The organism is Gelidibacter maritimus, from assembly GCF_014062315.1.
Lineage (GTDB): Bacteria > Bacteroidota > Bacteroidia > Flavobacteriales > Flavobacteriaceae > Gelidibacter > Gelidibacter maritimus.
Genome location: NZ_JACGLT010000023.1, coordinates 38004 through 49740, shown reverse-complemented (window position 1 = coordinate 49740; position 11737 = coordinate 38004). Strand labels below are relative to the sequence as shown.

8 protein-coding genes and 2 pseudogenes are annotated in these 11737 nt (G+C 38.9%); 7 read left to right on the top strand and 3 right to left on the bottom strand.

Annotated elements, in window-relative coordinates; all coding sequences use genetic code 11:
* Positions 1 to 272: 272 nt before the first annotated feature.
* From H3Z82_RS18345 to H3Z82_RS18315, 7 genes are all read left to right on the top strand, one after another.
* A complete protein-coding gene (locus H3Z82_RS18345) occupies positions 273 to 413 on the top strand; it encodes a hypothetical protein (RefSeq protein WP_182202246.1) in 141 nt (46 codons plus the stop codon).
* Between the two features lie 140 nt (positions 414 to 553).
* Positions 554 to 1816 carry a group II intron reverse transcriptase/maturase gene (ltrA, locus tag H3Z82_RS18340; protein WP_182202247.1) on the top strand — a complete coding sequence of 421 codons (1263 nt, stop codon included), beginning with the start codon at positions 554 to 556 and terminating at the stop codon, positions 1814 to 1816.
* Positions 1817 to 2000: 184 nt separating this feature from the next.
* A complete protein-coding gene (locus H3Z82_RS19850) occupies positions 2001 to 2174 on the top strand; it encodes a superinfection immunity protein (RefSeq protein WP_394368121.1) in 174 nt (57 codons plus the stop codon).
* A gap of 10 nt (positions 2175 to 2184) precedes the next feature.
* Positions 2185 to 2877 (top strand): nuclease-related domain-containing protein, encoded by a 693-nt coding sequence (locus tag H3Z82_RS18330; RefSeq protein ID WP_182206947.1) that lies wholly within the window; start codon positions 2185 to 2187, stop codon positions 2875 to 2877.
* Positions 2878 to 4329: 1452 nt separating this feature from the next.
* Entirely contained in the window at positions 4330 to 4704 is a 375-nt protein-coding gene (locus H3Z82_RS18325; RefSeq protein ID WP_182206946.1) for a hypothetical protein, read from the top strand.
* 2 nt (positions 4705 to 4706) lie between these two features.
* On the top strand, positions 4707 to 5072 hold the full coding sequence (locus H3Z82_RS18320) for a hypothetical protein (RefSeq protein ID WP_062129131.1): 366 nt from the start codon (positions 4707 to 4709) through the stop codon (positions 5070 to 5072).
* A 395-nt stretch (positions 5073 to 5467) separates the two neighbouring features.
* Entirely contained in the window at positions 5468 to 6271 is an 804-nt protein-coding gene (locus H3Z82_RS18315; protein ID WP_182206945.1) for a hypothetical protein, read from the top strand.
* A 41-nt stretch (positions 6272 to 6312) separates the two neighbouring features.
* Here H3Z82_RS18315 and H3Z82_RS18310 read toward each other — a convergent pair whose 3' ends face one another.
* From H3Z82_RS18310 to H3Z82_RS18300, 3 genes and pseudogenes are all read right to left on the bottom strand, one after another.
* Positions 6313 to 7077 carry an SOS response-associated peptidase gene (locus tag H3Z82_RS18310; protein ID WP_182206944.1) on the bottom strand — a complete coding sequence of 255 codons (765 nt, stop codon included), beginning with the start codon at positions 7075 to 7077 and terminating at the stop codon, positions 6313 to 6315.
* A gap of 89 nt (positions 7078 to 7166) precedes the next feature.
* Positions 7167 to 10123: pseudogene (locus H3Z82_RS18305) on the bottom strand (DNA polymerase III subunit alpha).
* Positions 10123 to 11337 (bottom strand): annotated as a pseudogene (locus H3Z82_RS18300) (DNA polymerase Y family protein). The pseudogenes H3Z82_RS18305 and H3Z82_RS18300 overlap by 1 nt, the downstream one beginning before the upstream one ends.
* Positions 11338 to 11737: the final 400 nt, after the last annotated feature.

The window sequence follows — 11737 nt, the reverse complement described above, 5'->3', positions numbered from 1 at the left end:
TAGTGTGCCAAGAATCAACCACGGCAATAAAAGGTTGAATGCTGTAAATAAGATGATGGTAGGTCCATCAGAGTCGTTGTATAGGCGATGGCTCTAAACCACCTAAAGGTGCTGCAATTAACAGTTGTGGTGCTGAGCGTTTAGGAGAATCTAGTCCAAAGAGATTAGCAGGTACGAATAAAGGAGTTGAACGAAAGTGAACCATCGAAGAGGTGTCGAGAAGTTGCTATCCCCAGTCAAAAGCTACGAAGTATGATACGGAGTGAAAAGTAATGTTAGCAATAACATTAATTACAGAGGAAACCTATTTATTTTCTGTAAGGCTGGCGTCATTCAGATGGCAAGAACTTTATTCAGGCTTATTTACGGAACTTGGGAAACTGCATACAAATGGCAAGGGAAATGCACAATAAGAACAACTTAGAGGCAGAATACCGAAGTTGTATGCAGAGACAGATTAACCCGTAGTAGTGATGAAGTTTCTGTAATGGAAATGGAGCAAAGGGGTTAAGTTGTACAGTTGCATTTTACAAATCAACTTACAAAAGTGAGGATGAATTTATGGAATGAAACAAAATCAATACCGATAAGCCGCCAAATGGTTTGGGAGGCCTATCAAAAAGTGCGTTCCAACAAAGGGAGTGCTGGAGTGGATGCGATAGATATGCAAGAATTTGATGCCGATCGCAGAAGACACCTTTACAAACTTTGGAATCGTATGGCATCAGGGAGTTATTTTCCACCACCTGTCAAAGAAGTAGAGATATCCAAGAAAGACGGTTCTATCCGTAAATTAGGCATACCTACCATTAGCGACAGAGTTGGCCAAATGGTGGTCAAAATGTTTGTTGAACCAAGATTAGAGGCAGTATTCAGTCCCAATTCTTTCGGCTATCGACCAAAGAGAAATGCCCATCAGGCATTATCAAAGGTAAGAGAAAACTGTTGGAAACAAAACTGGGTCATTGACTTGGACATCAAAGGTTTCTTCGATAATATTGACCATAACAAACTGATGCTTGCCGTAGAGAAACACGTGCCCGAAAACTGGGTAAAACTCTATATCAAACGATGGCTGGAAGCACCCGTTATTACAATATCTGGAAAACGAATCCAAAAGCAAGGAAAAGGAACGCCACAGGGCGGAGTGATCAGCCCTTTACTGGCAAACCTCTTTCTACATTATGCTTTTGACAAATGGTTGGAACGGACAGATAAAAATGTAGTCTTCACACGTTATGCCGATGACGTGATACTACACTGTAATACAAAAGCCCACGCAGAAAAAGTACTTAATCTAGTGCATCAAAGAATGGCTTCGGTAGGATTGGAATTACATCCACAAAAGACAAAAATTGTCTATTGCCGAGACTACAGAAGAAAAGAAAAATACCCAACAATCAAATTTGATTTCCTGGGATATTCTTTTCAGCCCAGGACTGCCTTCTCTAAGAAAAAGAGGAAGCTGTTTTTAGGGTATGATTGTGCCATAAGTATTGGTTCAAGAAAACGAATCGCTGACAAGCTAGAAGAGCTCGGCGTAAACAAACTTACTTTTAAAAGCATCGTAGGAGTAGCCCAATATCTTAATCCAATAATCAGGGGATGGGTGCGGTACTATGGTAAATTTAAGATGTATGAACTTACAAAAGTCTTTCGGTTACTCAGTAAAAGATTGGTTTGGTGGGCAAGGAAAAGGTATAAGCGATATAAAACCAGTATTTCGAAAGGGTACCAATGGTTAGCAGAGGTTAGGAAACAATATCCAACACTGTTTTATCATTGGAACTTCAATCAAATAAATTGTATTGCTTAGATTTGTACAACAAGAGCCGTGTGAGGGGAGACTTTCAAGCACGGTTCTGTGAGAGGCTTAGGGTGAAACTCCCTTTGCCTACTCGATGCCGAGACCGTTAGCGGCAGTTGAAGTAAAGAATGGCAAAATATGTTTAACCGAAAAATGAAATAGCGTGACAGATTCAGGAATAGATATAATTGTTATGATTTTCCTTTGTATCGTTGGCTTGTTCATTTACTTTCTTCCAACTATCATAGCATCAGGCAGAAACTCAACAGCTACTTTTTTGATTTTCTTGGTAAATCTATTTGGTGGCTGGACAGTAGCTCTATGGATTTTCGTTTTTATATGGGCGTTTTGTGCTAAAAAGAAATAATGAACTGAATATGGAACCGATATCAATTGCTTTGTGGCTACTTATTATTGTTGGTATCTTATTTATATTTAGCAATATACGAGATAGAAGATTACTAAATTCTGTCACAAAACGAAATAGAGGAACAAAGTCAGAAAGAGACTTAGTGTTAAAACTTTTGAAATACGGAATACCAAAACAAACCATTTTTCACGATTTATATGTGAAAAAGAGCAATGGTAATTTTACTCAAATTGACTTAGTTGTTGCAACGAAAGTCGGAATTATTGTCTTTGAAATTAAAGATTATAGTGGTTGGATTTTTGGAACAGGATACAAACCACGATGGACTAAAGTATTAGCATACGGCAAACAAAAATATCGATTCTATAACCCTATAATACAGAACGAAAAACATATCAATGATTTAAGCAAACAACTCAAAGAAAACGTACCGTTTTATTCAATTATAGTATTCTATGGAGATTGCGAATTGAAGGACATCAGTTTTGTACCTAATGGAACGTTCATTGTAAAATCGAAAAGAGTTTTGGAGGTAATGAGAATCATTATGAAGAAAAACGAACCTGCTGAATACACGGACAAACACAAAGTAGTTAGGATATTAAAAGAATCGGTAGAAAATGGAGAAAGTAAATTGAATCAAAATCAACACATTGAAAATATTAAAGATATGATGGGTAAGGATAGGATATTTGATTAATGGAACAGAATGAGTTAAAAACCAGCCGCTAACAGCGTATATAACTTATGGCGAGGGAAGTGGTAAATTCAAGTTTAGTGCATTTAAGTAAGTTTGTTGCAAGCCGACAAGAAAGTGCTTTGAAAACCGCCACAAGTCATATGTGTGCCGAGAGTAACGACCGGCTGAAAGTCGTTACGTAACTGTTTATAAGATGGTGGAACCGACCCACCGGTGTTGTCCTACAGGGGAGAGCATCAAACCACCATAAGGTGCTTTGGTAAAGAGCCAAGGTATTGAGCGTTATGGAAAAGGCTACGCCAAGAGCTGGTCAGGTATGAATAATGGAGATGAATGCAAATGAACCTCTGATGAAGTGTCGAGAAAGTGCAACCCTCTGTCAAAAGTGTTTGAAGTATGACAAACATTATAAGTCCAGCGGTCACCTGTTTATTGGCTGGGCGGTCCCGCCCGTGCGGGATCATTTAGGAGGCATGACCATTATTTGGGCTTATTTACGGAACTCGGGAACCTGAGCCAAAATGCAAAGTGAAATGTACAATAGCGCAAACTAGAGGCAGAATAGCGATGTTTGGAACAGGGGCGGACTCATCCGTAGTAGTGATGAAGTTTCTGTAATGGAAATGGAGCAAAGGGATGAGCTAATTTGATATACAGCCTGCCAACTTGAAAAAGGATGAGCTATTTTTGTATACCACTTTAGAAGAGCCGTATGATGGGAGACTATCACGTACGGTTCTGTGAGAGGCTTGGGGTGAAACTCCCCTGGTCTACTCGACGTGTGCTGTGAGTGGAGCATAGGCTTCACGTAACTATTTATAAGATGGTGGATCCGACCCACCGGAATCTGCTTATAGGAGCCGGTTCCAAACCACTTTTCTGATGCATCCAAAGTAATTTGTTTGTGTGAAGCGAGAGAAGAAAAGGCAGACTTGATCTGTCAGGTATTGATAAAAGAGATGAGCGAAAGCGAACCTACCGATGATGCGTCGAGAAGACAATACATGTTGCCAAAACCGAGAAAAGTCGAGTTCTCAGGGACAAGGATAGCGGAAACCTATTTACTGGCTATTCGGCAACCGTCGTATAGGGGGCATGACTTTTATCTGGGCTTATGGATGGAACGCAGGAAGCCTTACATTAATGCAAAAGGGAAAAATCAAGTAGAGCAACTGCAAGATGATTACCAATGTAGTGTAAGGTGGCGGACTAACCCGTAGTAGTGATGAAGCTCCTGTAATGGGAGTGGAGCAAAGGGGTTAGCTAATTTAAAATACGATTTGCCAACTTGAAAGAGGATGAGCTTATATTTGTAGATTAAATTAGAAGAGCCGTATGATGGGAGACTATCACGTACGGTTCTGTGAGAGGGGAAGGGTGAAACTCCCTTTTCCTACTCGACACGCAGCCGTTGTGCCGCATACTAGAAAAAAACTGCAATGATGTAAATAAATGAAAAAAACTCCTGATAGAAAATATAGGCTTCAATCTGCAAAGGATTGGATAAAAACATATTCAGGGAATAATATTGTTAAGGGATATTCAAAAAAGTACTCCGTTGACAAAATTTGTGCAGTTAAAGAATTAAGATTGCTAGGATTTAAAATTTCGGATGAATATGAAAGACAGTTGCGTCAATCTATGGAATCACTTAAACAGCAAAGACTTGCATTTAAGAAAAAGCGAGAGAATGAATTAAATGCCTTTTGTGAAATTGAAAGTGATGAGCATTTTGCAATGATTATTGGGTATACAAGCGGAGGATATCCTTATGGAGTAACCCACGAAGAAATGGAACAAAAAGATATTGAAAAGGAATTTGACTAATTATGCCAGCAGGACAAGCACATACTACTTGGTTTCCAGAATTAAAGGATATTCTTAAGAATAAGTGGAATTCAAATTATTCCATTGAACAGCATTTTAGTTTAGTTACCGATTTGAATGAGAAATTACGCCAGATTCGGAAAGAATTGAACATTCAACCCCCTATGATGTGGTGTCCGAATTGCCAAAAACGACATCGCTCAAGATTTAATGATGTTTCAATAACAGGAATGTATTATGCCCTTAAAAGATTTGAATATTGTGATACTGATGAATTTAATAAGTTGTTAAGAGATTGGAAACAATATTCAAAATCAGAAAATGTTGATATATATGGCAATAAAAAGACTGATAAAAGGGAATTGTAAAATGGAGTTTTAAAAGGTCTACTTTATGACTGGAATAATAGTGATAGCGGAGAACAATATGACAAAACGGATTATGAACTTGACTTAAAGACATTGATCTTAAAAAGAGGAAAGGAATTAGAACAAAAACCAATTGAAATAAAAAAAGCTGTAGTCGAAAAACCGAAATGGTGGCGAATATGGTAAGCGAAATAAAGCCAGTTGCACTACAGAATGGGGGAGCTTTTTAATTTAGTGGGGTTTAAAGCGTCACGTGCAGATAAGAGGACATAATATGGTTATATGACTTCGGTGTAATTTGACTTTTTAGGCTATTATTTTAAATATTAATTATAGGAGAATACATCGAAAAGGAATATGTTTGGCGAATCCAAAAAGAGAACCAGCTCAATATTATGAATAAAACTTCCGCAATTTCACTTTTAATTATTTTGTCAGCTATATCGTCCTTCGGACAGAGTTACACTCGAATCAACCAAGTAGCAGTCCAACAAAATTACACCTACATTAATCAAAATAATAACGCAGGGCTTAATAATATAGCTTATTCTATTAGTTCATTCAGAAATGCATTGGCTGACGAAAAAATAAAATTGAGAGAAATAGAAAAAGCCAAATCACAATTACGGATTATAAAAAATCTATACAGCGAGCGAACAACCTTCCCTGAAACCATTATTGATGGTTGGTATTTAGTAAAAGTTACTGACAATTTTAATTACTGCTCAGATGCAAAGGTGCTTGTCAACGAGAATGAAATCAAACAAATAGTAATTGAAAATTATGCAGAATTGTCCTTAGCATTCACCCCTATAACAGGTATAAAAAACGCAAAAAGCACAGTAAATATAAATCTCAAAAACGGAACCACCGATACGGTAGAAATTTATTTTCTTTATGATTTAGATCAACCGAATACAACTTCTGAACCATTGCAAGCTGGTTATGTCACTTTTTGGTCGGATCTAAAGAATGCAAAAACTATTGAAATCTGGTTTAAGAAACAGAAACAAGGAAAAATAGAAAAACAACTTGAGGAGGCAGAGTGTTTTACAGAAGGAGGATTAACTTTGAAGCTTAAGCCTGGTAGTTATGACTTCAAAGCAGAATCTCGGGGTGCAAAAAGTTGGAGTGGAACAATTGAAATTAGAGAAAATGAGTGTTATACATATTCCTTAAATAAAAAAAATAAGGATTAAAATGTTGTACAAAACAAAGTGCTGATTAAAGTCAAAAACACCTAAATTACCAACTCCTCATGCTTTACAGGCTCACTAATTCCAGGCACATTCCCCAAGTAATCCTTGCCTCTTAGTTTGCCCACGGGATAAGCATCCAATTCCTCTTCCGGATATTCTTGGATGAGGTCCTTAATAAATTTTTGGTCTTTATCTACTTCCAATTTGACCAACCAGTCATCTGCTAATTCTTCATGTAAGATTAGAGGCATCCGCGTCTCTTTGAGTTTTGGGTTGTTATGAATTTTTGCCAAAAGTTTATTTCCCGTGGTGGTCACAATGGAGAAGGTGACCAGTTTCCCATTTGTTTCAGGATTGTGCCATTCATTAAAAAGTCCGGCTAAAATAATTGGTGATTGGTCTTTCTTGAAGATATAAAAAGGATACGTCTTTTTCTCAAAATGATGGTGTTCATAAAAACCATCAATATAAATAAGGCAGCGACTTTCATTGGCCGCTTTTCTAAAGGAATTCAATTTAAATATCGTTTCTCCTCTCGCATTTAAAGTGTTGTTCCATTGCTTCTTCATAGCCGCTTCATCCTTCACCCAATCGGGCACTAGCCCCCAAGTGGCCACTTCGGGATAATCAGGAGAACGATCGGTATAAATGAGTAGTTCAGGGTGCGCAAATCCAGAGCTGTGATAAAGAGGTAAATCGGTCAGAGGAATTAGTGTTTCCATAATTTCATCAACGGCTTGTGCATCACCCTTTGTTTTGGCACGTTTCAGTTGGGTTTCTACGGTCGCTTTGATATCGTAACACATGATTTTTTATTTTAAAGTTAATAGTATTGCGAATTGCCTGCAACTATTTTAACCTACCTTAACAACATGATAATCCAAATTTAAAACACCTATTTATTCCTAGGATCCCCCAGTATCCCCATCTTCCGACTCCAAACTACATTCATGCTATAAAAATCAAACCGATCCGTTATTCTTCCATAACACGCATAAACGCCCAAACCATTAATGGGAAATTTCTCCACCACATCCGTAAAATGCACCGCATCAAAATAGTCACCATTCTGGTCTATAAAAGTGCTTAATCGCATGAGCTTTCCAGCTGAGGTTTTGTTGAATCGTGTGGTCACCAAACTGCCATAGATCAAAACCTCCCGGCCCACATAATCTTTCATCCGGCTCGCCAAAACCCCGTTGGCCATGTCCTCAGCGACAAGATTAAAATAATTACATAACGGGAAGCCCAACAGCTCCATTTCATCGTAGGCATTCTCAATCCAATTGCTATTGAGCTTGGGCAACTCAAAAGTCTTATGCTGGATCTTAAACAGTTTCGCCTGCTGGCTTTTGGCGCCATCGGCATTCAGTTTAAAAATAGCCTGCCAAAGCAATTCGGTTTTGGTCTGCTTCGTAAAGCGGAAGGCGTCTATCCGAATTAAAATGGTCAGCTGTTCAATGCTAATCGTCACCCGATCTATAAAATCATCCAAGGAACTGAATGCGCCATGCCATTGACGTTCCGTTAAAAGCCGTTGCACGGTATAACTCTCTAAGTTCTTCAGATACCCAAATCCCAAATAAATGGACGTGCCAATCAATCTATTTGGATGTTCACTATTATTGATGCACGGCGCACAAATTGTTGCGCCTTGTTTCTGTGCTTCGTGTAAATAATGTTCCACACTATAAAAACCACCACCGTTGTTAAGCACGGCAGTCATAAATTCCAATGGATAATAGCATTTCAGATATAGACTCTGATAGCTCTCCACGGCATAGGAAGCAGAATGTCCTTTAGCAAAAGCATAACCCGCAAAACTCTTAATCTGATTCCAGACTTCAAAAATCAATGCATCTGCAAATCCTTTCCTCCTGCAGTTCAATATAAACTTTTCCTCTACCGCAGCAAATTCCTTGCGCGATCGAAATTTACCGCTCATCCCACGCCTCAAAACATCCGCCTCGCCAAGTGACAAATCGGCAAACTGATTGGCCACTTTTAAAACATCTTCCTGATACACCATCACGCCATAAGTCTCAGGCATAATTTGCAACAGAATAGGATGGGCATTTTTTCGCTGTTCAGGATACCGGTGCCGCTTGATAAATTCCTCTTTCATCCCAGATCCTGAAACGCCTGGTCTAATTATGGAACTTGCAGCCACCAGTTCAATATAATCTTGGGTCTGTAACTGCTGCATCAAACCGCGCATGGCCGGCGATTCTACATAATACGCACCAATGGCGCCTCCCGATTTTAAAAGATCATTGATATTCTTATCGTTTTTAAAGCCTCAACCTTGGTGATGTCAATAGGAGGGACCTCCGGACGGTTCTCTTTAATTATATCCAAAGCATCTTTAATCTTGGCCAATCCCCGCTGACCTAAAATATCAAACTTAAAAACCCCAACATCCTCTGCAATGATCATATCAAATTGAACCGTAGGGAATCCTTTGGGCGGCATATCGGTGGCCGAATAATAATGCACGGGCCGATCCAAAATAAGCACACCCGCTGAGTGAACGCTCACATAATTTGGAAACCCTTCAATTAATTTCCCGTATTTCAAAACCAACTGCGAAATCTCATCCAATTGCGAAAGTGCATAATTCCCTTTACTCAATTTATCAATCTCCTCTTTTGGCAGTCCAAAGACCTTACCCAGTTCTCTAACCACGGCTCTATATTTAAAGGTATTATAAGTGGCCATTAACGCGGTATGCGGAAATCGTCTAAATATATAAGCCGTTACATCATCTCTGTCTTTCCAGGAGAAATCAATATCAAAATCAGGAGGGGAAGCCCTAAACGGATTGATAAAACGTTCAAAATACAAATCTAACTCAATAGGATCCACATCGGTGATGCCAATGATATAGGCCACAATACTATTGGCACCACTGCCACGCCCCACGTGAAAATATCCTTGGCTGTTGGCATAGGAGATAATGTCATAGTTGATCAGAAAAAAAGCTACAAAATCCAATGATTTGATAGTGTCCAATTCCGTTCTTAGTCGCTTTAAAACCTTTTCATCTGGATTGGAATAGCGCTTATGCAAATTCTCCTGGCATAGTTTTTCCAATAGACGATAATCGTTTTCAGCCGAATCAGTATAAAGCCGTAAATTTTGTGAAACACGGTCTTCGCCAAAACCAAAATCAATCTGACAGCTCTCTAAAATCCTGTTTGTATTCGCAATAATATTAGGGAAATCTGCAAAAGCGGCATGGATCCCATCCAGAGAAATCATTTTCTCGGTAGACTTACATTCTTCCGATTTGTCAAGTTTGCTCAACAGCGTATTCTGATCAATAGCGCGTAACAACCGATGGGCATTAAAATCCTTTTTACATCGGATGGTGACGGTCTGCAGAACCACCAATTTGCTTTCAAAGTTTTTCAATTTAGAAAATCGGAGTTTCCGTAATTCCTCAATAGAAACCCCAATGAATTCATTATCCAAAAAATCAGTTTTATCCAACTGCAGCACCTGCTCAAATGGATATATAATATAACTATGCTCAAAAGTAGGAGCCTGTTGAGGTAGTTTGATTTTGTTTTCAGAATGATGGGACAAAAAGGCATTCAGTTCTTTAAAGCCTTCATTGTTCTTGGCAAGACCCACATACAATTGGTGGTTGCCATTTCTAAAGTCAATCCCGACCACGGGATTAATCTGAAATTCCTTCGCCTTCCGGATAAAATTTAAGCATGCCGAAGTATTATTGATATCCGTCAAAGCTAAAGCCTGGACACCATGTGTTTTGGCAAGTTCTAAAAGCTCAATTTCAGAAAACGTGCCGTATCGCAACGAATAATATGTGTGACAGTTAAGATACATTACTGATTTCTGTGGGCTAATAATGTTGGTGGTTCTCCGTTGAACGGATTTTGAAATCTGCCAATGGAATTCGCGCCCATTGAGGAAGCTCGCATAATACTGGCCTCGCCAAACCGCCCTCTAATATGGTCCATAGCATTGTAAAGACTGAGCATTTCTTCGGTATCATCAAATAAATTGATTTGATAATGGCCGCTGACAATATCCTAGATCTTCACCCCAACAAGTCTGACCAACAACCGCCGTTGGTACAATTGGTCGAACAATTCCAATACCTTCGGAATGATAATATGGTCCGCACTAGAGTAGGGGATTTTTACCTGCTTGCTATATGTATTAAAATCCGAATACCGAATCTTCACACTGATCACCCCAGCTATTTTATTGCCACGTCGTAATTGAAACGCCAAGTTTTCGGCCATGGCAAAAATGGTCGTCCGCAACTTCTTAACGTCGATAGTATCTCTATTAAAAGTCCTTTCTGTGGAAATCGACTTGCGCTCATGAAAGGGCACCAACGGCGGATTGTCAATACCGTTGGCTCTTTTCCAAATAGTGGCACCATTGACGCCCAAAGCACTGGTCATCATTTCTAAGGGCATCTGTTGTACCACCCTAACTTTATCAACACCTAAATTCCGTAATACCTGATAAGTCTTTTCGCCTACAGAAGGTATTTTACGAATGGATAAAGGCCCAAGAAACGATTTCTCAAAACCCGCATCAATCTTCAGTTGGTTATTGGGTTTAGCCTCGCCCGTAGCCACTTTCGAAACGATTTTATTGACTGACAAGCCAAATGAAATCGGCAACCCCGTATGTTTAATAATATTCTGTCTAAGTTCAGAAGCATATTTATAACACCCATGAAACTTATCCATGCCGGTCAAATCGGCATAAAATTCATCCACACTCGCCTTCTCAAACACAGGTACTTTTTCCTTAATAATCTCTGTAACCAAATGTGAGTATTTGGTATAAATAGACGCATCGCCACGGATCACTACAGCTTCGGGACATAAACTCCGCGCCACCTTCATGGACATCCCCGAGTGCACGCCAAAACGTCGCGTTTCATAACTGCACGCCGCCACAACGCCTCGATCTCCCGTACCACCTACTAATAACGGTCTGTTATTAAGTCGGCTATCCAGCAAACGCTCACACGAAACAAAGAAGGTATCTAAATCCAGATGCAATATGTTCTTTTCCATACTGTAAAGTTACTTCAAATTGTAGTGAAGTGTTGCTATTTATTGTAGCATGTGAATAACTTGCTACAAAACGCAAAGCGGAAGAAATGTAAGAACGTGCTGCTAAGCATTGTCGGACACAAATATGTTTAATAATTGACCTCTTAAACAAGTCATAGTAAATCAAAATCAATTACCATTTGCAATCATACTTCAAACTATCAATAAGCTATATTTGATTGTAAAAAAACTTATTTTACTACCAAATCAATATAAATTGCTATTTTTAACATTAAATGATAACCCAATTAAGCTTCCCAGAATAGGGTTGTGCATTTAAGTTATTCACCCCTAAAAATCAATAAAGTCAATTTCTAAAATTCTATTTCACAATTGAAGATGTAATAAATTTACGATCCTT

What these genes read in the sequence shown, in the direction of transcription:
- H3Z82_RS18320 (WP_062129131.1), top strand. Translation starts at nt 4,707, where the DNA reads ATGCCAGCAGGACAAGCACATACTACTTGGTTTCCAGAATTAAAGGAT.
- H3Z82_RS18345 (WP_182202246.1), top strand. Translation starts at nt 273, where the DNA reads ATGTTAGCAATAACATTAATTACAGAGGAAACCTATTTATTTTCTGTA.
- H3Z82_RS19850 (WP_394368121.1), top strand. Translation starts at nt 2,001, where the DNA reads ATGATTTTCCTTTGTATCGTTGGCTTGTTCATTTACTTTCTTCCAACT.
- ltrA (WP_182202247.1), top strand. Translation starts at nt 554, where the DNA reads ATGAATTTATGGAATGAAACAAAATCAATACCGATAAGCCGCCAAATG.
- H3Z82_RS18325 (WP_182206946.1), top strand. Translation starts at nt 4,330, where the DNA reads ATGAAAAAAACTCCTGATAGAAAATATAGGCTTCAATCTGCAAAGGAT.
- H3Z82_RS18310 (WP_182206944.1), bottom strand. Translation starts at nt 7,077, where the DNA reads ATGTGTTACGATATCAAAGCGACCGTAGAAACCCAACTGAAACGTGCC.
- H3Z82_RS18315 (WP_182206945.1), top strand. Translation starts at nt 5,468, where the DNA reads ATGAATAAAACTTCCGCAATTTCACTTTTAATTATTTTGTCAGCTATA.
- H3Z82_RS18330 (WP_182206947.1), top strand. Translation starts at nt 2,185, where the DNA reads ATGGAACCGATATCAATTGCTTTGTGGCTACTTATTATTGTTGGTATC.